We start from the raw sequence: 24056 nt of genomic DNA, 5'->3' as shown, positions 1-24056 counted from the left end.
TACCGAGCAGGCAAACGTCTGTATATGTATATACAAATAAACACACGACCGGGGTGCCTTGATCATGTCCGCTTTCTTTGCCGAACGCGCACTGCTGCCTAATGGATGGGCCAATGATGTACGTCTTGAAGTCGGCGCCGATGGCCTGCTGACAAAGGTTGAGCCCAATGCCAGTGCAGAAGGCGCGGAACGGCTCAGGGGCCCGGTGTTGGCGGGCATGCCGAACCTGCACTCCCATGCCTTCCAACGCGCCATGGCGGGCTTGGCCGAAGTGGCCGGCAACCCCAACGACAGTTTCTGGACCTGGCGCGACTTGATGTACCGCATGGTCGGCAAGATCAACCCCGAGCAGTTACAGGTCATCGCCCGTCAGCTGTATATCGAAATGCTCAAGGCCGGCTACACCTCGGTGGCCGAGTTTCATTACGTGCACCACGATGTCAGCGGCCAGCCCTATGCCGACCGTACGGAGCTGTCCCGCCAGATCAGCCAGGCGGCCGCCAGCAGCGGGATCGGCCTGACCTTGCTGCCGGTGCTCTACACCCACGCGGGTTTTGGTGGCCAAGCGCCGAATGAAGGCCAGCGACGGTTTATCAACAGCACGGAACACTACCTGGACCTGCAAGCACGCCTGCAGCCCATTCTGGCGGCACAACCGGCGCAGCTACTGGGCCTGTGCTTCCACTCCCTGCGCGCCGTAACCCCCGAACAAATCCATACCGTGCTGGGCGCCAGTGACAAAAACTGCCCCGTGCATATCCACATCGCCGAACAGCAAAAAGAAGTCGACGACTGCCTGGCCTGGAGCGGCAAGCGCCCGTTGCAGTGGCTGTATGACAATGTCGAGGTGGATGATCGCTGGTGCCTGGTGCATGCCACCCATGCCGATGCCGACGAAGTCACGCGCATGGCCAACAGCCGAGCGATTGCCGGTTTGTGCCTGACCACCGAAGCCAACCTGGGCGATGGGATTTTTCCGGCGGTGGACTTCCTCGCTCAGGGCGGCCGCATGGGCATCGGTTCCGACAGCCATGTGTCACTGAGCGTGGTGGAAGAACTGCGTTGGCTGGAATACGGCCAGCGCCTGCGCGATCAACGGCGCAACCGCCTGTATCGCAGCGATCAGCCGATGGTGGGTCGCACGTTGTTCGATGCTGCGCTGGACGGTGGCGCACAAGCGCTGGGCCAGCCGATTGGTCGACTGCAAGTGGGCAAGCGTGCGGACTGGATAGTGCTGGACGGTAGCGACCCGTACTTGGCGACGGCCAGTGAGGATGGGATTCTCAACCGCTGGCTTTTTGCCGGTGGTGATCGGCAAGTGCGCGATGTACTGGTCAATGGCAAATGGGTGGTGCGAGATGGGCATCATGCTGGCGAAGAAGACAGCAGCCGGGCATTCACCCAGGTCCTGAAGGACTTGCTGAACTGACGACCAACCCATAACAACTGCGGGAGCTGGCTTGCCTGCGATACAGACACCTCGGTGCTTCAGTTACACCGGGTTGATGCTATCGCAGGCAAGCCAGCTCCCACATTTGATTGAGGGGCCGCAAATTACTGAGACGTCTTCGCCATCTGCTTATCCGACGTGCGCCAGATCAACCGCGTGGTGTCATAGCCTTGCTGTCGCGCCCTGCTCAGCAGGTCTTCGCGGGTATCGGCACTCACCGTCGGCGTGCGCGACAGGATCCACATATAGCGACGGCTCGGGCTGCCGACGATGGCGGTCTTGTAGTCATCGCTGACATACAGCACCCAGTAGTCGCCCTTGGCAACGCCCGGCAACAGCGATGTAAACCAGTTATTGAATTCCACCCACAGTTTGTCGGTCTTGCCTGGCACCTGCGGCGTTGCCGTGCCTTTGGCCTCTTGCCACTTCCACTCAGGCGTCAGGCAGCGGTTGAAAACCGACATGTCACCATCAGGCAGCAAGGTGTAGCGGGCTTCGGATTGCGCACAGTTGCGCTGGAAGTACATCGGCAACCGGGCCAACTCATACCAGGTGCCCTGGTAACGCTTGAGGTTGACGTTGCTCGCAGTCTTGGGTTGCAGATCATCGCCAGAATGGCTGGCGCAGCCCGCCAAAAACAGGCTGGCGCAAAGGAACAAAACAAAACGCATCATTCTTCTTCTCCCGCAGGCTCGCGCCCCGGTTTACTTCAGGCCTTGCCCGGAAAACATCAGAACTTTGTCACCGGCGTACTGCACGCTGATAAAGCTGTTTTTATCGCCCCAGGTGCAGCTGGACATGCCCAGTGCGCCGGAACAATCGGTTGGCTTACCCAGCAACGACTCCACCTCGGCCTTGGCCATGCCGGCCGAGAGCTTTTGGTAGTTTTCTTGGGTGACCTTGCTGCAAGCGGCTAAGAGCACGCAAAAAGCCAGCAGGGCGAGACGGCGTATAGACATGGAAAAGCTCCTGGAGAGACAAAGCAGCTGGGGTATCTGCCAGAAGCTTAGAAGGGAAAAGGGGTGTCTGGTTCCCGACGAGCGAAAACAAAAAAGCCCCGAAAACGCTGAAACGTTTCGGGGCTTCTTTAACGGTGATCCATCTCACAATACAGCGGCTCACCGCTCGTTACGGCTTACTTCTTGTGATAGGCCGTCACGCGCTCAACTTCTTCCTTCGAACCCAGGAATACCGCCACACGCTGGTGCAGGCCTTCAGGCTGAATGTCGAGGATGCGCTGGTGGCCGTCGGTGGACGCACCGCCTGCCTGTTCAACCAAAAACGACATCGGGTTGGCTTCGTACATCAGGCGCAGCTTGCCTGGCTTGGACGGCTCGCGGCTGTCGCGTGGGTACATGAACAGCCCACCACGGGTCAGGATGCGGTGTACGTCGGCAACCATCGCGGCCACCCAGCGCATGTTGAAGTTCTTCTTCAGCGGGCCTTCTTCGCCTTCCATCAGCTCGTTGACGTAGCGCTTCACCGGTTCTTCCCAGTGGCGCTGGTTGGACATGTTGATGGCAAATTCCTGGGTAGAAGCAGGAATCGAAATGTCTTCGTGGGTCAGCACGAAGCTGCCCATTTCACGGTCCAGGGTGAAGCCCTTGACGCCGTCGCCCAGGGTCAGCACCAGCATGGTCTGTGGGCCGTAGATCGCATAGCCGGCAGCAACCTGCTCGGTGCCTGGCTGCAGGAAGGCCTTTTCGTTCAGGGCTTCGTTCTGGCTCAGGTATTCGTTGGGGCAACGCAGTACCGAGAAGATGGTGCCGACCGGTGCGTTGATGTCGATGTTGGACGAACCGTCCAGTGGGTCGAATACCAGCAGGTATGCGCCTTTCGGGTATTTGCCTGGGATCTGGTAGGCATTGTCCATTTCTTCGGACGCCATGCCGGCCAGGTGGCCGCCCCATTCGTTGGCTTCGAGCAGGATTTCGTTGGACAGAACGTCCAGTTTCTTCTGCACTTCGCCCTGCACGTTTTCAGTGCCCATGCTGCCCAGGACACCGCCCAGTGCGCCTTTGGAAACGGCGTGGCTGATTTCCTTGCAAGCACGCGCCACCACTTCGATAAGGAAGCGCAGATCGGCAGGCGTGTTGTTGCTGCGGGTCTGCTCGATCAAATAGCGACTCAAGGTAACGCGGGACATGGACGGCTCCGGAGAATGGGGGGCTGAAAACCCGCGCAGTTTAGCGCGAGTCGAGGCTGATTTCCTCTAATCAGAGGATTTAACGCCAATAGAGTTCACGACCCAACGCAATAGCCCTCTGTAGGAGCGAGCTTGCTCGCGAAAAACTCACACGCGCCGCGTTCATTCAGCAAGCACGCGTTATCGTTGGAGCTCTTCGCGAGCAAGCTCGCTCCTACAGGGGTATCAGTTAGTCGAGGGCTTTCCAGATCTCGGTGGCATATTCGCGGATGGTGCGGTCCGAGCTGAACCAGCCCATGCGCGCTGTGTTGAGCACGGCCGAGCGCCACCAGGCCTTGGAGTCGTGCCAATGCGCCTCGACCCGCGCCTGGGCGTCCCAGTAGGCGTCAAAGTCGGCACACACCAGGAAGCGGTCGTAGTCGATCAGCCCATCGATCAGGCCCACATAGCGGCCCGGATCGTCCGGCGAAAACACCCCGCCACGGATCGCTTGCAGCACATCATTCAAACGATGGGAGGCAGCGATATCCGGCCCGGCGTTGAACTCGCCGGCGTGTTTGCGGGCCTCCACCTGCTGGGCACTGAGGCCAAAGATAAACATGTGCTCGGCGCCGACACGCTCGTGCATCTCCACGTTGGCGCCGTCCATGGTGCCGATGGTCAGCGCGCCGTTGAGGCCGAACTTCATGTTGCTGGTGCCGGACGCTTCGAAACCGGCGGTGGAAATCTGCTCCGACAAATCCGCTGCCGGAATGATGCTTTCCGCCAGGCTGACGTTGTAGTTGGGCAGGAACACCACCTTGAGCAGGCCGCGCACGGTCGGGTCGTTGTTGACGGTGCGGGCGATGTCGTTGGTCAGCTTGATGATCAGCTTGGCCTGGTGATAACTGGCCGCTGCCTTACCCGCGAAGATCTTCACCCGCGGCACCCAGTCGATGCCCGGCTCGGCACGGATCGCCTGGTACAGCGCCACGGTGTGCAGCAGGTTGAGCAGTTGGCGCTTGTATTCATGGATGCGCTTGACCTGCACGTCGAACATCGCCGCCGGGTTGATCGCAATGCCCAGGCGCTCATGGATGATCTGCGCCAGTGCGCGCTTGCTGTGCAGGCGCTGTTCAGCGAACGCTTTGCGGAAGGCCGGTTTCTCGGCAAAGGGTTCCAACTCGATAAGACGCTGCTCGGGCTGGTCCAGAATATCCGGGCCCAGGGCTTCCACCAGCATATCGGTCAACTTGGGGTTGGCCTGGTACAACCAGCGACGGAAGGTAATGCCGTTGGTTTTGTTGTTGATGCGCTCGGGGTAGAGCTTGTGCAGTTCGGAGAACACCGTGCTGCGCATTAGCTGGGTATGCAAACCGGACACGCCGTTGACGCTATGGGAGCCCAGGAATGCCAGGTTGCCCATGCGCACGCGGCGGCCGTTGTCTTCTTCGATCAGCGACACAGCGCGCAAGACATCAAAGTCGTGGATGCCTTTGGCACGCAGCGAGTCGATGTGCTGGGCGTTGATCAGGTAGATGATCTGCATGTGCCGCGGCAGCATGCGCTCCATCAAACCGACAGGCCAGGTTTCCAGGGCCTCGGGCAGCAAGGTGTGGTTGGTGTACGAAAGGGTCTCGACGGTGACATCCCACGCGGCTTCCCACGGTACATCGTGCAGGTCGACCAGTTGGCGCATCAACTCGGCCACGGCGATGGACGGGTGGGTGTCGTTGAGCTGGATGGCGGCGTGCTCGCCCAGGCTGAGCACCGAACCGTGCATGTTCTTGTGGCGGCGCAGCAAATCCTGCAGGGACGCGGAGACGAAGAAATATTCCTGGCGCAGGCGCAGCTCCTGCCCTGCTTCGGTGCTGTCGGCCGGGTAAAGCACTCGGGAGATGCTTTCGGCACGGGCCACCTCGGCGACGGCGCCCAAGTGGTCACCGGCGTTGAAGCGCTCCAGATGCAGGTCTTCTACAGCCCGCGCACGCCATAGGCGCAGGGTGTTGACGCTGGCGCCGCGCCAACCGACGACCGGCGTGTCATAGGCAACAGCACGTACGGTTTCGTTGGGCGACCATACCTGGATCATCTTGCCGGAGGCGTCCGCAACGGTTTCGACGCTGCCGCCAAAGCCAATCGGGTAAATCACTTCGGCGCGCTCGAATTCCCAAGGGTTACCGAAATCCAGCCAGCGTTCGGTCTGTTCCTGCTGCCAACCGTCGACAATGGCCTGGCGGAACAGGCCGTGTTCATAACGAATGCCATAGCCGTGGCCAGCAATGCCGAGGGTCGACATGCTTTCCATAAAGCACGCCGCCAGCCGGCCCAGGCCACCGTTGCCGAGCGCCGCGTCGGGCTCCAGCAGGCGGATGCGTTCCAGATCCACGCCCAGCTCCGACAGCGCTTCGCGAGCGATCTCCAGCACACCCAGGTTGCTCAGGCTGTCGTAGAGCAACCGGCCAATGAGAAATTCCAGGGACAGGTAATAAACGCGCTTCTGGCCTTTGCGATAAATACGTCGCGTGTGGTCCATCCAGTGATCGACCATCTGGTCGCGGGCGGCCAGCGCAATGGCTTCGAACCAATCATGGTCGAAGGCGTGATCCGGGTCCTTGCCCACCGCGTAGGTGAGTTTGGTCAAGACAGCATCGCGGAATGCGGCTACCTCTGCTTCTCGTGCAAGCGGTTCCTGAGACATCGGTGCGACCTCGGGCGAGATTGAAGGAGTTGCTAGAGCCTAGTCGGTCTGACAGACGGTAGACGTGCTGGTTCGGCAGTTTTTTAACTCATTCGCCATGGGCTGAATTTGATGCAGGGGTCGTGCCCGATCAGACCGTGGCTAAACCTTTGAGCTGAAACCTGCAAAATATTGTTCAAAAAACCACCAATCCCGGTATGATCGCGCGCCCGGATAACGCCCCACCTTGGAACCTTGATGAAGCCTCAACTGATCGCCGCCGCGGAACTCGACCGTCTAGAGACCTGGCAGAAATATTCCGCCCATATGTGCGGCGGCTGCGTGTCCAGCTGCTGCACGCTGCCGGTGGAGGTGAAGATCAAGGACCTGATCCGCATTGGCATCGTCGATGAGTTCGAGCGCGGCGATCCGCCGAAGAACATCGCCAAGCGTTTGCAGAAAGAAGGCATCGTCGAGCGGTACAACAACAAGTCCGAAATTTTTACCCTGCAGCGCATGAGCAACAACGACTGCCTGTACCTGGATCGTAAGACGCGCTTTTGCACTATTTATGACAAGCGCCCGGATACGTGCCGCAACCACCCGAAAATCGGGCCGCGGCCGGGGTATTGCGCGTATAAGCCCAAGGAAGTGGTGCGCGAGACTAACTTCAAGACCCTCGACAAGTTCTGATCCGGATTTTGTTTTTGATCGTTCCCACGCTCTGCGTGGGAATGCAGCTGTGGACGCTCTGCGTCCGCTCTTGAAAGCAGGACGCGGAGCGTCCCACGCGGCGTTCCCACGCGGAGCGTGGGAACGATCACAACACACAAACTGCAGGCATAAAAAAACGCCCCCGGCCTTTCGACCGGGGGCGTTTTTCATTCAGCCTGAGTTAACTCAGTTCTTGGCTTTCTTGGCAGCGCGGGTACGCTCGCCTTCGTCCAGGATCTTCTTACGCAGGCGGATCGACTTAGGCGTGACTTCGCACAGCTCGTCGTCCTGGATGAATTCCAGGGCCTGTTCCAGGGTGAAGCGAACAGGTGGAACCAGAGCGATGGTTTCGTCTTTGCCCGAAGCACGCATGTTGTCGAGCTTCTTGCCTTTGGTTGGGTTCACGCCCATGTCGTTGTCGCGGCTGTTCAGACCAACGATCTGGCCGTTGTAGATCTCTTGACCGTGTTCAACGAACAGCTTGCCACGCGCCTGGAGGGTTTCCAGGGAGTAGGTCAGCGCCTTGCCGGTTTCTACCGATACCAGAACACCGTTCTGACGGCCGGACATGTCGCCGGACTTCATGGTGTCGTAGCGATCGAAGATCGAGGTCAGGATGCCAGCACCGTTGGTCAGGGTCAGGAACTGGTTACGGAAACCGATCAGACCACGAGCAGGGATGTTGTATTCCAGACGCACACGGCCTTTGCCATCCGGCACCATGTTGGTCAGGTCGCCCTTACGCAGGCCCATCTCTTCCATGACCTTGCCCTGGGACTCTTCCGGGGTGTCGATGGTGACGTTTTCGAACGGTTCCTGCTTCACGCCGTCAACCTGACGGATGATCACTTCCGGACGACCAACACCCATTTCGAAGCCTTCGCGACGCATGGTTTCGATCAGTACCGAGAGGTGCAGCTCACCACGGCCGGAGACCTTGAACTTGTCAGCCGAGTCGCCTTCTTCAACGCGCAGAGCAACGTTGTACAGCAGCTCCTTGTCCAGACGCTCCTTGATGTTACGGGAGGTCACGAACTTGCCTTCTTTACCGCAGAAAGGCGAGTCGTTTACCTGGAAGGTCATGGAAACGGTTGGCTCGTCAACGGTCAGAGGCTTCATCGCCTCGACGTTGTCCGGCTGGCACAGGGTGTCGGAGATGAACAGCGAGTCCATACCGCTCACGCATACGATGTCGCCAGCGAAAGCTTCTTCAACGTCGATGCGGTGCAGGCCGTGGTGACCCATCAGCTTCAGGATACGACCGTTACGCTTCTTGCCGTCAGCGCCGATAGCGACAACCGGGGTGTTCGGCTTGACGCTACCACGAGCGATACGGCCAACGCCGATAACACCCAGGAAGCTGTTGTAGTCCAGTGCCGAGATTTGCATCTGGAACGGGCCTTCACGGTCGACTTTCGGTGCTGGTACGTTGTCGACGATCGACTGGTACAGCGGAGTCATGTCTTCAGCCATGTCGGTGTGGTCAAGACCAGCAATACCGTTCAGGGCCGAAGCGTAGATGACTTGGAAGTCCAGCTGTTCTTCGGTGGCACCCAGGTTGTCGAACAGATCGAAGATCTGGTCCAGAACCCAGTCCGGACGCGCGCCTGGACGGTCAACCTTGTTGATGCACACGATCGGACGCAGGCCGGCTTCGAAAGCCTTCTTGGTCACGAAACGGGTTTGCGGCATAGGGCCGTCTTGAGCGTCAACCAGCAGCAGAACGGAGTCAACCATCGACATTACGCGCTCTACTTCGCCGCCGAAGTCGGCGTGGCCCGGGGTATCCACGATGTTGATGTGGTAGCCGTTCCAGTTGATAGCGGTGTTTTTTGCCAGGATGGTAATACCGCGCTCTTTTTCCTGGTCGTTGGAGTCCATCACGCGCTCGTCGTTGAGCTCGTTGCGCTCCAGGGTGCCGGATTGACGCAGGAGTTTGTCTACCAGGGTGGTTTTACCATGGTCAACGTGAGCAATGATGGCGATGTTACGTAGATTTTCGATCACTTGTGTATCTCGATCAGAGGATTCGGTGTGCTGACAGGTCGTGGCAGCGATTAACAGTAGAGTCAGGCCTTGCCGTTACAGCTTGACGGCAGAGTCGGGGGGCCGGTGACGCAGGCCACAGGCAAACAGCCCCGGGCTCTTAGCTCGGTCGATAAACGCGCACATTGGCATGCCCCTCACTGAGCAAATGGTGGGCATGCAGGCGACTCATCACGCCTTTGTCGCAATACAACAGGTACTGACGGCTGTTATCCAGTTCCTTGAAACGCGCGTTCAGTGCGTAGAACGGCAGCGTTTGCACGTCGATGCCAGCGATTTCCAGCGGCTCGTCTTCGGCGGCATCCGGATGACGGATGTCGACGACGATCTGGCCCGCCAGGGCTTCGCTGACTTCTTCGATCTGCACATCCTGGCCCAATTCGTCGATCACTCGATCGATTGGCACCAGCTTGGCGTTCTCGAGCGCACGCTCCAGAATCGCCATGTCGAATTCTTTTTCTTCATGCTCCACGCGGTGACGCTTGGCGTGGGTCTTGGGGTTCACCGAAATGACCCCGCAGTATTCAGGCATATGCTTGGCAAAGTCGGCGGTGCCGATTTGCTCTGCCAGGTCGATGATGTCCTGCTTGTGGCTGGCGATCAGCGGGCGTAGCACCAGCTTCTCGGTCACGCAGTCAATGATCGACAGGTTAGGCAGCGTCTGGCTGGAAACCTGGGAAATCGCTTCGCCGGTCACCAGGGCGTCGATCTGCAATTGATCGGCGATTCGGGACGCAGCGCGCAACATCATACGCTTCAATACTACGCCCATATGACTGTTATCGACTTTGCCGAGAATTTCGCCCAGCACTTCCTCGAACGGTACGCTTACAAATAGCACGCGTTGGGAGCTGCCGTATTTCTTCCAGATAAAGTGCGCAACTTCCATCACGCCCAATTCATGTGCACGCCCGCCCAGGTTGAAGAAGCAGAAGTGGCTCATCAGGCCGCGACGCATGATCTGGTAGGCCGCAACCGTGGAATCGAAACCGCCGGACATCAATACCAGGGTCTGTTCCAGGGCACCCAGCGGGTAGCCGCCGATGCTGTTGTGCTGGCTGTGGATCACGAACAACCGTTGGTCGCGAATTTCCATGCGCACTTCAATTTGTGGCGCTTTGAGGGAAATTCCAGCGGCGCCGCACTCACGACGCAGCTTGCTGCCGACGTATTTCTCGACGTCCATGGAGCTGAACGGATGCTTGCCGGCACGCTTGCAGCGCACCGAAAAAATCTTGCCTTCAAGCGCACTACCGTAGTGCTGCTTGCACTTTTCGGTGATGTCGTCGAAGTCGCCCAGCGGGTACTCATCCACCTGCAGGAAATGCGCGATGCCCGGCATGCAGCTCAGGCGCTCGGTCATGTCCTTCAAGGCTTTGGCGTCGGTAATGCGGGTTTCCAGCTCGAGGTTGTCCCACACGCCGTTCACCACCACAGCCGGGTCCAGGTCACGGAGCACGGCACGGATGTTCTTGGCCAACTGACGGATGAAACGCGTCCGTACCGGTCGGCTTTTGATGGTGATCTCGGGGAAGACTTTAACGATTAATTTCATGGAAACAGCGCGCGCCGGGCCTGCTGAAAAAGGGGGGCGCGGATTATAGCGGAAATCGCTCAAGGTTTAACCAGTTAATATGCATTGCATACGCAATGCACCAAAACGGGTCATTTACACAAATAAACGCTACATTGCAGTGCGCGATTTATGCCGTTTTTGCCGATTGCACCGTTATAGGGGCCATTTTGAGGCAAAACGGCCATGTTGGCGCACTGGCATGCAATTTGCTCTCTTGTGAGGCAGGTTGCCTTGGCGGAGTATCCGCGCCGGCATCACCCAAATTCTAAGGGCTAACTCCACTACCCAAGCCCGAAGCCACCCGGAGGACACCATGTCGAAGTCGGTTCAACTCATCAAAGATCATGACGTTAAATGGATTGATCTGCGCTTCACGGACACAAAAGGCACTCAGCACCACGTGACCATGCCGGCTCGCGATGCGCTGGAAGATGACTTCTTCGAAGTCGGCAAGATGTTCGACGGTTCCTCCATCGCCGGCTGGAAAGGCATCGAAGCCTCCGACATGATCCTGCTGCCAGACGACAGCACCGCCGTACTCGACCCATTCACCGAAGAGCCGACCCTGATCCTGGTGTGCGACATCATCGAGCCTTCGACCATGCAAGGCTATGACCGCGACCCACGCGCCATCGCCCACCGTGCCGAGGAATACCTGAAGTCCACCGGTATCGGCGACACCGCATTCTTCGGCCCTGAGCCAGAGTTCTTCATCTTCGACTCGGTGAAGTTCAAGTCCGACATCTCCGGCTCCATGTTCAAGATTTTCTCCGAGCAAGGCTCGTGGATGTCCGACCAGGACGTGGAAGGCGGCAACAAAGGCCACCGTCCAGGCGTGAAAGGCGGTTACTTCCCAGTACCACCGTTCGACTTCGACCATGAAATCCGTACTTCCATGTGCAACGCACTGGAAGAAATGGGCCAGACCGTTGAAGTTCACCACCACGAAGTGGCGACTGCCGGCCAGAACGAAATCGGCGTGAAATTCAACACGCTGGTGAAGAAGGCTGACGAAGTTCAAACCCTGAAATACTGCGTGCACAACGTTGCCGATGCCTATGGCCGCACCGCTACCTTCATGCCTAAGCCGCTGTACGGCGATAACGGCTCGGGCATGCACGTTCACGTATCGATTTCCAAAGACGGCAAGAACACCTTCGCCGGCGAAGGCTATGCCGGCCTGTCCGACACCGCTCTGTACTTCATCGGCGGCATCATCAAGCACGGCAAGGCCCTGAACGGCTTCACCAACCCGTCGACCAACTCCTACAAGCGTCTGGTCCCAGGTTTTGAAGCGCCGGTGATGCTGGCCTACTCGGCACGCAACCGCTCCGCTTCGATCCGTATTCCTTACGTCAACAGCCCTAAAGGCCGTCGTATCGAAGCGCGCTTCCCAGACCCGGCTGCCAACCCTTACCTGGCCTTCGCCGCCCTGATGATGGCCGGCCTGGACGGTATCCAGAACAAGATCCACCCTGGCGACGCCGCCGACAAAAACTTGTACGACCTGCCGCCTGAAGAGGCCAAAGAGATCCCACAAGTGTGCGGCAGCCTGAAAGAAGCCCTGGAAGAGCTGGACAAGGGCCGTGCGTTCCTGACCAAAGGCGGCGTTTTCAGCGACGACTTCATCGACGCTTACATCGCCCTGAAAAGCGAAGAAGAAATCAAAGTACGCACCTTCGTACACCCACTGGAATACGAGCTGTACTACAGCTGCTAATCCGGTAGCGCTGCTTGAGGTAGCGTGATGAGAAAGACCTCCTTCGGGAGGTCTTTTTTTTGCCTGAGATTATTTACGTCCCCCTCCTGTAGGAGCGAGCTTGCTCGCGAAAAACGCAAAGACACCGCATTTTTTCAACATTGGCGCGTTATCGTTAGCGACCTTCGCGAGCAAGCTCGCTCCTACAGAGGATCGCCCTTGAAATATCGACTTGTATTTGCCCTGCTGTTCATCAGTGCCAGTGCGAGCGCTGCGCCGCCTACGCTCGAACCCTTGCTCAACAGCATCGCCGAACGCCTGGAGATTGCCGACCAGGTAGCACTGAGCAAATGGGACAGCCACAAACCCGTGGAGGACAAGAAGCGCGAGCAAGAGGTGATCGCCAGCGTCACTGCCCAAGCACCTGGCTACAAGCTGGACTCGGCCGCTGCCGAGCAGTTTTTCGCCGCACAGATCGAAGCCAACAAACTGGTGCAATACACCCACCTGTCCGATTGGCAGTTCCAAGGCAAAGCTCCCGACGACCCGCGCCCGGACCTGGTCCAGCAGATCCGCCCGCAATTGGACACGCTGCAAAAAAGGCTCCTGCAGCAGCTGGCCGACTTCACGCCCCTGCGCACAGACCCCAAATGCCCCCAATGGCTGGCCGAGGCCGTGCACGAACCGCTGAATGATCCGCTGCGCCAACTGGCGATGATCCGCGCCACCGCCGAGCTGTGCATCTACAAAGGCGAGTGACTGCAACCCCATTCAAACATGTGGGAGCTGGCTTGCCTGCGATAGCGGTGTTGAATGCACCACCGCTATCGCAGGCAAGCCAGCTCCACACTGACTGCGATTCGCCTTAAATCTTCAGTTGCTGAACAACCTTCACAAAACCGCACTATATTGGTGCGATAGCCTGCACCCTTCTCAATTGCCCAGCCCATTTTGGTTCGAAACTTCCCGTTGAGGCTGGCAGAACGCCACAGTTTCGCGCCTGAAGCCCTTATTTCAGGGCATTAGCGCTTCTTTTCGGAGCCTTGGTTTGGTTTTTGCATTTTCCTTGTATCAGCGTGTGCCTCAAGCCCACGCCTTGCTCCAAAAGAGGTCCCGATGACCATCAGCGATGCACTGCACCGTTTGTTACTCGACAACCTGACCACCGCGACCATCCTGCTCAATGCGGACCTGCGCCTTGAGTACATGAACCCGGCGGCGGAGATGCTCCTGGCGATCAGCGGTCAGCGCAGCCATGGGCAATTCATCAGCGAATTGTTCACCGAGTCGGCCGAAGCCTTGAGTTCGTTGCGCCAGGCCGTGGAGCAGGCACACCCGTTCACCAAGCGCGAAGCGATGCTCACCGCGCTCACCGGGCAAACGTTGACCGTCGACTACGCCGTGACCCCGATCCTGAGCAATGGCGCGACCCTGCTGCTGCTCGAAGTCCACCCCCGCGACCGCCTGCTGCGCATCACCAAGGAGGAAGCGCAGCTGTCCAAGCAGGAAACCAGCAAGATGCTGGTGCGCGGCCTCGCCCATGAGATCAAAAACCCGCTGGGCGGTATTCGCGGCGCGGCACAGTTGTTGTCCCGCGAGCTGCCGGACGAGCACCTCAAGGACTACACCAACGTCATCATCGAAGAAGCCGACCGTCTGCGTAACCTGGTAGACCGCATGCTCGGCTCCAACAAGCTGCCGTCCCTGGCGATGACCAACGTGCATGAGGTGCTGGAGCGGGTCTGCCAATTGGTCGAGGCCGAAAGCCAAGGCTGCATCACCTTGGTGCGCGACTACGACCCAAGTATTCCCGACGTGTTGATCGACCGCGAACAGATGATCCAGGCGGTGCTCAACATCGTGCGCAACGCCATGCAGGCCATCAGCAGCCAGAATGAGCTACGCCTGGGCCGCATCAGCCTGCGCACCCGCGCCCTGCGCCAGTTCACCATCGGCCATGTGCGCCACCGCCTGGTGACCAAGGTCGAGATCATCGACAACGGCCCCGGCATTCCTGCGGAGCTGCAGGAAACCATCTTCTTTCCCATGGTCAGCGGCCGCCCGGACGGTACCGGGCTGGGCCTGGCCATCACCCAGAACATCATCAGCCAGCACCAGGGCCTGATCGAATGTGAGAGCCACCCTGGCCACACCACGTTCTCGATCTTCCTGCCATTGGAACAAGGAGCCCCCACGACATGAGCCGTAGTGAAACTGTCTGGATCGTCGATGACGACCGTTCTATCCGCTGGGTCCTCGAGAAAGCCTTGCAACAAGAAGGCATGACCACCCAGAGCTTCGACAGCGCCGATGGGGTGATGAGCCGCCTGGCACGTCAGCAGCCGGACGTGATCATTTCCGATATCCGCATGCCTGGCGCCAGTGGCCTGGACTTGCTGGCGCGCATTCGCGAGCAGCACCCGCGCCTGCCGGTGATCATCATGACCGCCCACTCGGACCTGGACAGCGCTGTCGCGTCCTACCAGGGCGGCGCCTTTGAATACCTGCCCAAGCCATTCGATGTGGATGAAGCGGTGGCGCTGGTCAAGCGCGCCAACCAGCACGCCCAGGAACAACAGAACCAGGAAGCGCCGCCGACCCTGACCCGCACCCCGGAAATCATCGGGGAAGCGCCGGCGATGCAGGAAGTGTTTCGCGCCATCGGGCGCTTGAGCCACTCCAACATCACTGTGCTGATCAACGGCGAATCGGGGACCGGTAAAGAACTGGTGGCCCACGCCCTGCACCGCCACAGCCCACGGGCGGCCTCGCCGTTTATCGCGCTGAACATGGCGGCGATCCCCAAGGACCTGATGGAGTCCGAGTTGTTCGGCCATGAGAAAGGCGCCTTCACGGGCGCGGCCAACCTGCGTCGCGGACGCTTTGAACAGGCGGACGGCGGCACGCTGTTCCTCGACGAAATCGGCGACATGCCGGCCGATACCCAGACTCGCTTGCTGCGCGTGCTGGCTGACGGCGAGTTCTACCGTGTGGGCGGGCATACGCCGGTGAAGGTGGATGTGCGCATCATCGCGGCCACCCACCAGAACCTGGAAACCCTGGTGCATGCGGGTAAATTCCGTGAGGACTTGTTCCACCGCCTCAATGTGATCCGCATCCACATCCCGCGCATGTCGGACCGTCGCGAAGATATCCCCACCCTCGCCCGCCACTTCCTCAGCCGCGCCGCCCTGGAGCTGGCGGTGGAGCCCAAGCTGCTCAAAAGCGAGACCGAGGAATACCTCAAGAACCTGCCGTGGCCCGGCAATGTGCGCCAGCTGGAGAACACCTGCCGCTGGATCACCGTGATGGCCTCCGGGCGTGAAGTGCACATCAGCGACCTGCCACCGGAGCTGCTGAGCCTGCCGCAGGACTCGGCTCCCGTGACCAACTGGGAACAGGCGCTGCGCCAATGGGCGGACCAGGCCTTGGCACGCGGCCAGTCGAACCTGCTGGATAGCGCGGTGCCGGCGTTCGAGCGGATCATGATCGAGACCGCCCTGAAGCACACTGCCGGCCGTCGTCGCGATGCGGCCGTGCTGCTGGGTTGGGGGCGCAATACCCTGACGCGCAAGATCAAGGAATTGGGGATGAAGGTGGATGGTGGGGATGATGATGAGGGTGATGAGGCCTGAACCCCAAGACCGCTGAAGGTCTAGTGTGGGAGCCGGGCTTGCCCGCGATGACGGTGTGTCAGCCACCCTGTATAGGGCTGACACGCCGTCATCGCAGGCAAGCCAGCTCCCACATTGGTTTTGTGCAATGCCTGCAGACTGTGCACCGCTTCAATGCACGATGAACCGGCATTGAGCACAGACCAGAAAACCTGCATATCGCTTTCGCTACAAATTTCTTGGCAGTAGAAACAGACAAAGCCCCGTATTCCGGGGCTTTGCGCTTTTTGGCATTTTTTTCCAGCAGCAATTGCAAGTTTTGGCACGCCCCCTGCAATAACCCCAGTACTACCCAGTTTCGGGGACCTTGGTACAGGCAGGCCGAGAATCCCCTCTTTAACACCGAAGCCTTAGGCTTCACCCCGTTTTGGGAGCCCTGGTACAGGCAGGCCGGGAACTCCCTCTTTTATTGCTCTTGGAGATGGATCTCCAGCCGCCAGCGGCCATCGACCTCTGCACCGCTCCACTCCCCACGCAACGGCCGAGCCGCCACCAGATTCAGCAGCAGGCCAGCGTCGGTCTTGCGTATGCGCCAATTCACGTCCTTGCCGTTGACCTTGAACTGCCCGTTGGCAGCCTTGCCTTGGGCGTCAAACAGCAGCGCCACAGTGCCGTCGATATGCTCGCCGTGCAGCTTGGGCTCGTCGTTGAACCACACCACCAAACCATCCGCCGCAGGTTCTACCTGTTGCAGCTCAAGCGGCTCGGGGGTGGTCAAGCGACCGATCATCAAGCCAATCATCAAGCCGACAATCGCCAGTGAGCCCAACACCCTCGGCAATAGCTTCGGTCTCGGGTCGTCTTCGGGGGTAGAATGCAGCGCATCTTTGCCTTCGGAGCCGTGCATGTTTCACGTCATCCTTTTTCAACCAGAAATTCCGCCGAATACCGGCAACGTTATCAGGCTGTGCGCCAACAGTGGCTGCCACCTGCATTTGATCGAGCCGTTGGGCTTTGACATGGACGACAAGCGCCTGCGCCGTGCCGGGCTGGACTACCACGAGTACGCCACCCTCAAGCGCCATGCCGACCTCGCCAGTTGCCTGGAGAGCCTGGGCCACCCTCGGCTGTTCGCGTTCACCACCAAGGGCTCGCGGCCGTTTCATGATGCCAGCTTTGCCGAGGGCGACGCGCTCCTGTTCGGCCCGGAGAGCCGAGGCCTGCCGGCCGAGGTGCTTGACGCATTGCCCGATGGCCATCGCCTGCGCTTGCCGATGCGTGAAGGCTGCCGCAGCCTGAACCTGTCGAACACCGTAGCCGTTGCCGTCTATGAAGGCTGGCGCCAACTGGGCTTTAAATAACACCGCATAACAAATGTGGGAGCGGGCTTGTGTGGGAGCCGGGCTTGCCCGCGATGCAGGCACCTCGGTGTGTCAGTCACACCGCAGTGATGCTATCGCAGGCAAGCCAGCTCCCACACAAGCCCGCTCCCACATTTTAGAACGGCATCGCTCAGCAAATTACTGAACGGTTGGCGCGCCTTCCTGTTGCATGCGCTGCAGCTCTTGGGCGTACAGGGCATCGAAGTTCACCGGAGCCAGCATCAGGGCCGGGAACGAACCACGGGTGACCAGGCTGTCCAGGGTCTCACGGGCATACGGGAACAGGATGTTCGGGCAGAACGCACCCAGGGTGTGGCTCATGGACGCTTCGTCCAGGCCCTGGATCAGGAAGATACCGGCCTGTTGCACTTCAGCGATGAAAGCGACTTCTTCACCATTCTTGACGGTGACCGACAGGGTCAGCACGACTTCGTGGAAGTCACCTTCCAGGGATTTCTGACGGGTGTTCAGGTCCAGCGCAACGCTTGGGGTCCACTCCTGACGGAAGATGGCCGGGCTTTTCGGCGCTTCGAACGACAGGTCACGCACGTAGATCCGCTGCAGCGAGAACTGTGGGCCTTGAGCTTCTGCTGCTTCGGTGTTCTGTTGATCAGTCATCGCAGATCCTTCTTTATCTTGGGTTCTTGAGGGTTTAGGCGTCAGGCGGACAGCAGCGCATCAAGTTTACCGGCGCGCTCCAGAGCGAACAGGTCGTCGCAACCACCGATATGCCGGGTGCCGATCCAGATCTGCGGGACCGACGTGCGGCCAGCCTTCTGGGCCATTTCGGCGCGCACCTGGGGCTTGCCATCGACCTTGATCTCTTCAAAGGCAACACCCTTTTTCTCAAGCAAGGCCTTGGCCCGCATGCAGTAAGGGCACCAATCGCTGGAATACACGACAACCTGGCTCATATCACTTCACCAACGGCAGGTTATCGCCACGCCAGCTGCTGATACCACCCGACAGCTTGGCGGCGGTGAAGCCGGACTTGAGCATCTCACGGGCGTGGGTGCCGGAGTGCTGGCCCTGGGCATCGACCAGGATGATGGTCTTGGCCTTGTGCTTTTCCAGTTCGCCCAGACGCGCAATCAGCTTGTCCTGGGGAATGTTCAGGGCGCCAACGATATGGCCGGCGGCATAATCCTTGGCCGGGCGAATATCGACGACGACGGCCTCATCCTTGTTGACCAGCGCGGTCAGCTCCGACGTGCTCAGGCTGCGACCACCGCGGCTCAGTTCGTGAGCGATCAGCAGCGCCAGCAGGATGACGAAGGCGCCCACAAGCAGGTAGTGGGCAGTGGCAAATGCAATCAGGTGATCAACCATCAAGGAGGTTCCAGGGCGTTAAAATGGCGGTAAGTATACACAGCCGCCAGGGGGGGCCAACCCCCGTAAAGCGGTGACGTGGTTGGAACTTCGCTTTAAACTGCCACTCCCTTTTCAATTGTCTTCCTTTATTAGCGCCGCGAGAGGATCTATGACTACCACGCCTAAACCTTTGGTCCTGATAATTCTCGATGGCTTCGGACACAGTGAAAGCCACCACGACAACGCGGTGTACTCGGCCAACAAGCCGGTACTGGACCGCCTGACCGCCACCGTGCCCAACGGCCTGATCTCAGGTTCCGGCATGGACGTGGGCCTGCCGGACGGCCAGATGGGCAACTCGGAAGTCGGCCACATGAACCTAGGTGCCGGACGAGTGGTGTACCAGGACTTCACTCGTGTCACCAAGGCGATCCGCGATGGCGAGTTCTTCGAGAACCCGACCATCTGCGCGGCGGTCGATAAAGCCGTTGCCGCCGGCAAGGCCGTGCACTTCATGGGCCTGTTGTCGGACGGCGGCGTACACAGCCATCAGGATCACTTGGTCGCCATGGCCGAACTGGCGTTCAAGCGCGGCGCTGACAAAATCTATCTGCACGCCTTCCTCGACGGCCGCGACACGCCACCTAAAAGCGCGCAATCCTCCATCGAACTGCTGGATACCACCTTCGCCGCCCTGGGCAAGGGCCGTATCGCCAGCCTGGTGGGCCGTTACTTCGCCATGGACCGCGACAACCGCTGGGACCGTGTCGCCCAGGCCTACAACCTGATCGTCGACGGCCAGGCCGAATTCAACGCGGCCACCGCCCAGGAAGGTCTGGAAGCGGCCTACGCCCGCGGTGAAAGCGATGAATTCGTCAAAGCCACCACCATCGGCGAGCCGGTGAAAGTCGAAGACGGCGACGCCGTGGTGTTCATGAACTTCCGCGCCGACCGCGCCCGTGAACTGAGCCATGTGTTCGTCGATGAAGGCTTCAAGGACTTCGAACGCGCGCGCCAGCCGAAGGTCGAGTTCGTCATGCTCACCCAATACGCCGCCAACATCCCGGCCCCGTCGGCGTTCGCCCCGGGCAGCCTGGAGAACGTGCTGGGCGACTACCTGGCCAAGAACGGCAAGACCCAACTGCGCATCGCCGAAACCGAGAAATACGCCCACGTGACGTTCTTCTTCTCCGGTGGCCGCGAGGAGCCGTTCCCCGGCGAAGAGCGCATCCTGATCCCGTCGCCAAAAGTCGCTACCTACGACTTGCAGCCGGAAATGAGCGCACCGGAAGTCACCGACAAGATCGTCGACGCCATTGATCACCAGCGTTATGACGTGATCGTCGTCAACTACGCCAACGGCGACATGGTTGGCCACAGCGGCAACCTGGAAGCGGCGGTCAAGGCCGTGGAATGCCTGGATAAATGTGTTGGCCGCATCGTCGACGCGCTGGAAAAAGTCGGCGGCGAAGCGCTGATCACCGCCGACCACGGCAACTGCGAACAGATGTCCGACGAATCCACCGGCCAGGCGCACACCGCGCACACCACCGAACCGGTACCGTTCATCTATGTCGGCAAACGTGACCTGAAAGTGCGTGAAGGTGGCGTGCTGGCGGATGTGGCGCCGACCATGCTCAAGCTGATGGGGCTGGAGCAGCCGAAGGAGATGACCGGGACCTCGATCCTGGTCTGATCCAAAGTACGCCACAAAACAGTGTGGGAGCGGGCTTGCCCGCGATAGCGGCTAATCAGTCGACATCTATGTCGCTGACCCACCGCAATCGCGAGCAAGCCCGCTCCCACATTGGTTTGCGGCGCTTTGAGAGATATCTTTTTGCCATACCAGCACCACTCGGCACCTATCTTGCCCACCAGCCCCAATTGGGCGTTTTTTTTGCAGCGCTTGGCGGGCATACTAGGCCGTCCTTTTCCCCTGGTGTCGCCCGCCTCTATGCTTCGCGCCTTGATAACCCTTGCTCTTGTCTGCCTGCTCCAACCGGCGTTTGCCGATGAGCGCGCACAAACCCAACAACAGTTGGACGCTACGCGTCAGGACATTACCGAGCTGAAAAAGCTGCTCGGCAAGCTCCAGGAAGAAAAATCCGGGGTGCAGAAAGACCTGCGCGGCACGGAAACCGAAATGGGCAAGCTGGAGAAGCAGGTCCAGGAGCTACAAAAAGAACTAAAGAAGAGCGAGTCGGAACTGGAGCGACTCGACGCTGAGAAAAAAAAACTCCAGAGCGCACGCGTTGAACAGCAACGCCTGATCGCGATCCAGGCCCGTGCCGCGTACCAGAGCGGCCGCCAGGAGTACCTCAAGCTGCTGCTCAACCAGCAGAACCCGGAAAAATTCGCCCGTACCCTCACCTATTACGACTACCTGAGCCAGGCGCGCCTGGCGCAATTGAAGGGGTTTAACGAAACCCTGCGCCAATTGGCCAATGTCGAACAGGAAATCGCCGACCAGCAATCGCAGCTGCTCGACCAGAAAACTGCCCTCGACACCCAGCGCGACCAGCTCGATAAAGTACGCAAGGAACGCCAGCAGGCCCTGGCCAAGCTCAACAGCGACGTAAAAACCCGCGACGCCAAGTTGCAGGCCCGCGAGCAAGACCAGGCCGACCTGGCCAAAGTCCTCAAGACCATTGAAGAAACCCTGGCCCGCCAGGCACGCGAGGCCGAAGAAGCGCGGCAAAAAGCGCTGATCGCCCAGCAGGAAGCCGAAAAAAAGCGTCAGCGTGAGGCCGAACTGGCTGCCACCACCGACGCTCCGGCCCCGCGCAAACCGGCGCGTGCAGCGCCTGGCCCGTTGGTTTCCAGCAGCGGCGAGTCGTTCGGCGGCCCTTTTGCTTCAGCACGAGGCAAACTTCCATGGCCGGTTGATGGTCGATTACTGGCACGCTTTGGGGAAACCCGTGGCGATGACACCCGCGCCAAGTGGGATGGCGTGATGATCAGCGCCTCTGCCGGCAGCCAGGTCCACGCGGTGCACGGTGGGCGCGTGGTGTTCGCCGATTGGTTGCGGGGCGCCGGCTTGCTGGTGATTCTTGACCACGGTAATGGCTATTTGAGCCTTTACGGCCACAATCAGACACTACTCAAGTCGGCAGGTGATGTTGTAAAAGCCGGTGAATCCATCTCCACTGTCGGTAACAGTGGCGGCCAGGACACCCCGGCGCTGTACTTCGCTATTCGTCAGCAGGGCCGCCCGAGCGACCCTGCACAATGGTGCCGGTCCCAAGGATAGGGTCGCATCTACATTAGGAGTTCGTTCGACATGCTGCATTTGTCCCGCCTCACTTCGCTGGCCCTGACGATCGCCCTGGTGATCGGCGCGCCTCTGGCTTTTGCCGACCAGGCCGCACCGGCTGCACCTGCCATGGCTGCGACGACCAAGGCGCCATTGCCGCTGGACGAGCTGCGCACCTTTGCCGAGGTCATGGACCGGATCAAGGCAGCGTATGTCGAACCCGTAGACGACAAGGCCCTGCTGGAAAATGCCATCAAGGGCATGCTCAGCAACCTCGACCCGCACTCCGCTTACCTGGGCCCGGAAGATTTCGCCGAGCTGCAGGAAAGCACCAGCGGTGAGTTCGGCGGCCTGGGCATCGAAGTGGGCTCCGAAGACGGCCAGATAAAAGTGGTCTCGCCTATCGACGACACCCCGGCGTCCAAGGCCGGCATCCAGGCCGGCGACCTGATCGTGAAGATCAACGGCCAGCCGACCCGTGGCCAGACCATGACCGAAGCCGTCGACAAGATGCGCGGCAAGCTCGGCCAGAAGATCACCCTGACCCTGGTACGCGACGGCGGCACCCCGTTTGACGTGACCCTGGCCCGTGCGACCATCACGGTCAAGAGCGTGAAAAGCCAGCTGCTGGAGTCGGGCTACGGCTATATCCGTATCACCCAGTTCCAGGTCAAGACCGGCGACGAAGTGGCCAAGGCACTGGCCAAGCTGCGCAAAGACAACGGCAAGAAGCTCAACGGCATCGTGCTTGACCTGCGCAACAACCCAGGCGGCGTGTTGCAGTCGGCGGTCGAGGTGGTCGACCACTTCGTCACCAAGGGCCTGATCGTCTACACCAAGGGCCGTATCGCCAACTCCGAGTTGCGCTTCTCGGCCACCGGCAACGACCTTAGCGAGAACGTGCCACTGGCGGTATTGATCAACGGCGGCAGCGCCTCGGCCTCGGAAATCGTCGCCGGCGCCCTGCAAGACCTCAAGCGCGGTGTGCTGATGGGCACCACCAGCTTCGGCAAAGGCTCGGTGCAGACCGTATTGCCGCTGAACAACGACCGTGCACTGAAGATCACCACGGCGCTGTATTACACGCCGAACGGCCGCTCGATCCAGGCCCAGGGCATTGTGCCGGACATCGAAGTACGCCGCGCCAAGATCACCAACGAGATCGATGGCGAATACTACAAAGAGGCCGACCTGCAAGGCCACCTGGGCAATGGCAACGGCGGTGCCGACCAGCCAACCGGCAGCCGCGCCAAGGCCAAGCCGATGCCGCAGGACGATGACTACCAACTGGCCCAGGCGCTCAGCCTGCTCAAGGGCTTGAGCATCACCCGCAGCCGTTGATCATGCGTCTTGCCCTGATCTTCGCTGTGCTGTGCAGCCTGGCGGGGGTCGCTCAAGCGGCCACTGCCAGCGAACCGCACAAAGCCTACCTGACGCTTATCATCGACGACCTGGGGCAAAACCTGCCTCGGGATCGTCGCGTGCTTGCGCTACCCGGCCCGGTGACCGCCGCCATCATGCCGGACACGCCCCACGCCGCCGAATTTGCCCGTGAGGCCCACAAGGCTGGCAAGATCGTGATCCTGCACATGCCCATGGACCCGGCCACCGGCCCATTCGCCTGGCACCCGGAGCTGTCCATCGAAGAACTGGGCAAACGCCTGGACGCGGCATTTGAAGCCGTGCCCTACACCGCCGGCATCAACAACCACATGGGCAGCCGCATGACCGCACAACCGGCAGCGATGGCCTGGCTGATGGGTGAGTTGCAACGGCGTCACAAGTTCTTCGTCGACAGCCGCACCAGTGCGCAAACCGTCGCCGCCGCCGAGGCGCAGAAGATCGGTTTGGCCCATGTGTCGCGGGATGTATTTCTCGATGACGAACGCACCGAGGCGGCGATTACCACGCAACTGCAGACCGCGATCAAACTGGCGCACAAGCAGGGTTCGGCAGTCATGATCGGGCATCCTTACCCACAGACGCTGGCGGTGCTGGAGCGCGAACTGCCCAAGCTCAAGGCGCAGGGCGTGGAGTGGATCGATATCAAGTTGATGATCAGCGTGCGCAGTAATCGGGCGATGGCCGGGCATGGCAAGAACGGCATCTATCGCTGACAGTCACTGTGGCGAGGGAGCTTGCTCCCGCTGGAGTGCGAAGCGCTCCCACGATTTTAGGGCCGCTACGCAGCCCAGCGGGAGCAAGC

21 protein-coding genes are annotated in these 24056 nt (G+C 59.9%); 11 read left to right on the top strand and 10 right to left on the bottom strand.

What is annotated here, in order from left to right; all coding sequences use genetic code 11:
- The first annotated feature begins 64 nt into the window (after positions 1 to 64).
- Positions 65 to 1429: a formimidoylglutamate deiminase gene (locus tag BT204_RS04590; protein WP_072445797.1), complete on the top strand. Its 1365-nt coding sequence runs from the start codon at positions 65 to 67 to the stop codon at positions 1427 to 1429.
- Positions 1430 to 1554: 125 nt separating this feature from the next.
- Here the strand turns inward: BT204_RS04590 and BT204_RS04585 are convergent, their stop codons facing one another.
- From BT204_RS04585 to BT204_RS04570, 4 genes are all read right to left on the bottom strand, one after another.
- Positions 1555 to 2124, bottom strand: a complete 570-nt coding sequence (locus tag BT204_RS04585) for a lipocalin family protein (protein ID WP_034117302.1) — start codon at positions 2122 to 2124, stop codon at positions 1555 to 1557.
- A gap of 30 nt (positions 2125 to 2154) precedes the next feature.
- Positions 2155 to 2409, bottom strand: coding sequence for a hypothetical protein (locus BT204_RS04580; RefSeq protein ID WP_003187823.1), 255 nt, complete (start codon positions 2407 to 2409; stop codon positions 2155 to 2157).
- Between the two features lie 176 nt (positions 2410 to 2585).
- Positions 2586 to 3596 (bottom strand): class 1 fructose-bisphosphatase, encoded by a 1011-nt coding sequence (locus BT204_RS04575; RefSeq protein ID WP_003187818.1) that lies wholly within the window; start codon positions 3594 to 3596, stop codon positions 2586 to 2588.
- Positions 3597 to 3825: 229 nt separating this feature from the next.
- Positions 3826 to 6276 (bottom strand): glycogen/starch/alpha-glucan phosphorylase, encoded by a 2451-nt coding sequence (locus tag BT204_RS04570; RefSeq protein ID WP_072445796.1) that lies wholly within the window; start codon positions 6274 to 6276, stop codon positions 3826 to 3828.
- 237 nt (positions 6277 to 6513) lie between these two features.
- Here BT204_RS04570 and BT204_RS04565 point away from each other — a divergent pair, with 237 nt between their 5' ends.
- Positions 6514 to 6948, top strand: a complete 435-nt coding sequence (locus BT204_RS04565) for a YkgJ family cysteine cluster protein (protein WP_003187815.1) — start codon at positions 6514 to 6516, stop codon at positions 6946 to 6948.
- A 207-nt stretch (positions 6949 to 7155) separates the two neighbouring features.
- Here the strand turns inward: BT204_RS04565 and typA are convergent, their stop codons facing one another.
- Together typA and thiI are read right to left on the bottom strand one after the other, a co-directional pair.
- Positions 7156 to 8976, bottom strand: a complete 1821-nt coding sequence (typA, locus tag BT204_RS04560) for a translational GTPase TypA (protein ID WP_014716526.1) — start codon at positions 8974 to 8976, stop codon at positions 7156 to 7158.
- A 139-nt stretch (positions 8977 to 9115) separates the two neighbouring features.
- The gene (gene thiI / locus BT204_RS04555) at positions 9116 to 10570 is read right to left on the bottom strand and encodes a tRNA uracil 4-sulfurtransferase ThiI (protein ID WP_034125541.1); all 1455 of its coding nucleotides are present in this window, start codon (positions 10568 to 10570) and stop codon (positions 9116 to 9118) included.
- A gap of 334 nt (positions 10571 to 10904) precedes the next feature.
- Here thiI and glnA point away from each other — a divergent pair, with 334 nt between their 5' ends.
- From glnA to ntrC, 4 genes are all read left to right on the top strand, one after another.
- Positions 10905 to 12311: a type I glutamate--ammonia ligase gene (gene glnA, locus BT204_RS04545; protein WP_003187811.1), complete on the top strand. Its 1407-nt coding sequence runs from the start codon at positions 10905 to 10907 to the stop codon at positions 12309 to 12311.
- A 198-nt stretch (positions 12312 to 12509) separates the two neighbouring features.
- Positions 12510 to 13049, top strand: coding sequence for a chorismate mutase (locus BT204_RS04540; RefSeq protein WP_072445795.1), 540 nt, complete (start codon positions 12510 to 12512; stop codon positions 13047 to 13049).
- Between the two features lie 357 nt (positions 13050 to 13406).
- A complete protein-coding gene (gene glnL / locus BT204_RS04535; RefSeq protein WP_014716523.1) occupies positions 13407 to 14492 on the top strand; it encodes a nitrogen regulation protein NR(II) in 1086 nt (361 codons plus the stop codon).
- Positions 14489 to 15925, top strand: a complete 1437-nt coding sequence (gene ntrC / locus BT204_RS04530; RefSeq protein ID WP_003187806.1) for a nitrogen regulation protein NR(I) — start codon at positions 14489 to 14491, stop codon at positions 15923 to 15925. Before glnL ends, ntrC begins: the two co-directional genes overlap by 4 nt.
- A 445-nt stretch (positions 15926 to 16370) precedes the next feature.
- On the opposite strand, the gene BT204_RS04520 is transcribed toward ntrC, so the two are convergent.
- The gene (locus tag BT204_RS04520) at positions 16371 to 16811 is read right to left on the bottom strand and encodes a hypothetical protein (protein ID WP_072445793.1); all 441 of its coding nucleotides are present in this window, start codon (positions 16809 to 16811) and stop codon (positions 16371 to 16373) included.
- On the opposite strand from BT204_RS04520, the gene BT204_RS04515 reads away from it, so the two are divergent.
- Positions 16810 to 17265: a tRNA (cytidine(34)-2'-O)-methyltransferase gene (locus tag BT204_RS04515; protein WP_072445792.1), complete on the top strand. Its 456-nt coding sequence runs from the start codon at positions 16810 to 16812 to the stop codon at positions 17263 to 17265. The two genes, BT204_RS04520 and BT204_RS04515, sit on opposite strands and share 2 nt — an antisense overlap.
- 159 nt (positions 17266 to 17424) lie before the next feature.
- On the opposite strand, the gene secB is transcribed toward BT204_RS04515, so the two are convergent.
- The 3 genes from secB to BT204_RS04500 are packed head-to-tail and all read right to left on the bottom strand — an operon-like array spanning position 17425 to position 18615.
- Positions 17425 to 17904, bottom strand: coding sequence for a protein-export chaperone SecB (secB, locus tag BT204_RS04510; protein WP_032894017.1), 480 nt, complete (start codon positions 17902 to 17904; stop codon positions 17425 to 17427).
- Between the two features lie 41 nt (positions 17905 to 17945).
- Positions 17946 to 18200 (bottom strand): glutaredoxin 3, encoded by a 255-nt coding sequence (gene grxC / locus BT204_RS04505; RefSeq protein WP_003171118.1) that lies wholly within the window; start codon positions 18198 to 18200, stop codon positions 17946 to 17948.
- Position 18201: 1 nt separating this feature from the next.
- Positions 18202 to 18615, bottom strand: a complete 414-nt coding sequence (locus BT204_RS04500) for a rhodanese-like domain-containing protein (protein ID WP_032901811.1) — start codon at positions 18613 to 18615, stop codon at positions 18202 to 18204.
- A 151-nt stretch (positions 18616 to 18766) separates the two neighbouring features.
- Here BT204_RS04500 and gpmI point away from each other — a divergent pair, with 151 nt between their 5' ends.
- The 4 genes from gpmI (at position 18767) to BT204_RS04480 (ending at position 23967) form a co-directional block, all read left to right on the top strand.
- On the top strand, positions 18767 to 20293 hold the full coding sequence (gene gpmI, locus BT204_RS04495; protein WP_054897547.1) for a 2,3-bisphosphoglycerate-independent phosphoglycerate mutase: 1527 nt from the start codon (positions 18767 to 18769) through the stop codon (positions 20291 to 20293).
- A 258-nt stretch (positions 20294 to 20551) separates the two neighbouring features.
- Entirely contained in the window at positions 20552 to 21847 is a 1296-nt protein-coding gene (locus BT204_RS04490; RefSeq protein WP_072445791.1) for a murein hydrolase activator EnvC family protein, read from the top strand.
- Between the two features lie 30 nt (positions 21848 to 21877).
- The gene (locus tag BT204_RS04485; protein WP_072445790.1) at positions 21878 to 23191 is read left to right on the top strand and encodes a S41 family peptidase; all 1314 of its coding nucleotides are present in this window, start codon (positions 21878 to 21880) and stop codon (positions 23189 to 23191) included.
- A 2-nt stretch (positions 23192 to 23193) separates the two neighbouring features.
- Positions 23194 to 23967, top strand: coding sequence for a divergent polysaccharide deacetylase family protein (locus BT204_RS04480; RefSeq protein WP_072445789.1), 774 nt, complete (start codon positions 23194 to 23196; stop codon positions 23965 to 23967).
- Positions 23968 to 24056 lie beyond the last annotated feature (89 nt).

The sequence above is a fragment of the Pseudomonas sp. NFPP02 genome, assembly GCF_900119355.1.
Classification (GTDB): domain Bacteria; phylum Pseudomonadota; class Gammaproteobacteria; order Pseudomonadales; family Pseudomonadaceae; genus Aquipseudomonas; species Aquipseudomonas paracarnis.
Note: the sequence above shows the minus strand (reverse complement) of the source record. Positions and strands in the feature narration are given on the sequence as shown.

Coding starts and splice junctions, on each gene's coding strand:
- BT204_RS04590 (WP_072445797.1), top strand. CDS start 65: ATGTCCGCTTTCTTTGCCGAACGCGCACTGCTGCCTAATGGATGGGCC.
- BT204_RS04585 (WP_034117302.1), bottom strand. CDS start 2,124: ATGATGCGTTTTGTTTTGTTCCTTTGCGCCAGCCTGTTTTTGGCGGGC.
- BT204_RS04580 (WP_003187823.1), bottom strand. CDS start 2,409: ATGTCTATACGCCGTCTCGCCCTGCTGGCTTTTTGCGTGCTCTTAGCC.
- BT204_RS04575 (WP_003187818.1), bottom strand. CDS start 3,596: ATGTCCCGCGTTACCTTGAGTCGCTATTTGATCGAGCAGACCCGCAGC.
- BT204_RS04570 (WP_072445796.1), bottom strand. CDS start 6,276: ATGTCTCAGGAACCGCTTGCACGAGAAGCAGAGGTAGCCGCATTCCGC.
- BT204_RS04565 (WP_003187815.1), top strand. CDS start 6,514: ATGAAGCCTCAACTGATCGCCGCCGCGGAACTCGACCGTCTAGAGACC.
- thiI (WP_034125541.1), bottom strand. CDS start 10,570: ATGAAATTAATCGTTAAAGTCTTCCCCGAGATCACCATCAAAAGCCGA.
- glnA (WP_003187811.1), top strand. CDS start 10,905: ATGTCGAAGTCGGTTCAACTCATCAAAGATCATGACGTTAAATGGATT.
- glnL (WP_014716523.1), top strand. CDS start 13,407: ATGACCATCAGCGATGCACTGCACCGTTTGTTACTCGACAACCTGACC.
- ntrC (WP_003187806.1), top strand. CDS start 14,489: ATGAGCCGTAGTGAAACTGTCTGGATCGTCGATGACGACCGTTCTATC.
- BT204_RS04515 (WP_072445792.1), top strand. CDS start 16,810: ATGTTTCACGTCATCCTTTTTCAACCAGAAATTCCGCCGAATACCGGC.
- BT204_RS04520 (WP_072445793.1), bottom strand. CDS start 16,811: ATGCACGGCTCCGAAGGCAAAGATGCGCTGCATTCTACCCCCGAAGAC.
- secB (WP_032894017.1), bottom strand. CDS start 17,904: ATGACTGATCAACAGAACACCGAAGCAGCAGAAGCTCAAGGCCCACAG.
- grxC (WP_003171118.1), bottom strand. CDS start 18,200: ATGAGCCAGGTTGTCGTGTATTCCAGCGATTGGTGCCCTTACTGCATG.
- BT204_RS04500 (WP_032901811.1), bottom strand. CDS start 18,615: ATGGTTGATCACCTGATTGCATTTGCCACTGCCCACTACCTGCTTGTG.
- gpmI (WP_054897547.1), top strand. CDS start 18,767: ATGACTACCACGCCTAAACCTTTGGTCCTGATAATTCTCGATGGCTTC.
- BT204_RS04490 (WP_072445791.1), top strand. CDS start 20,552: ATGCTTCGCGCCTTGATAACCCTTGCTCTTGTCTGCCTGCTCCAACCG.
- BT204_RS04485 (WP_072445790.1), top strand. CDS start 21,878: ATGCTGCATTTGTCCCGCCTCACTTCGCTGGCCCTGACGATCGCCCTG.
- BT204_RS04480 (WP_072445789.1), top strand. CDS start 23,194: ATGCGTCTTGCCCTGATCTTCGCTGTGCTGTGCAGCCTGGCGGGGGTC.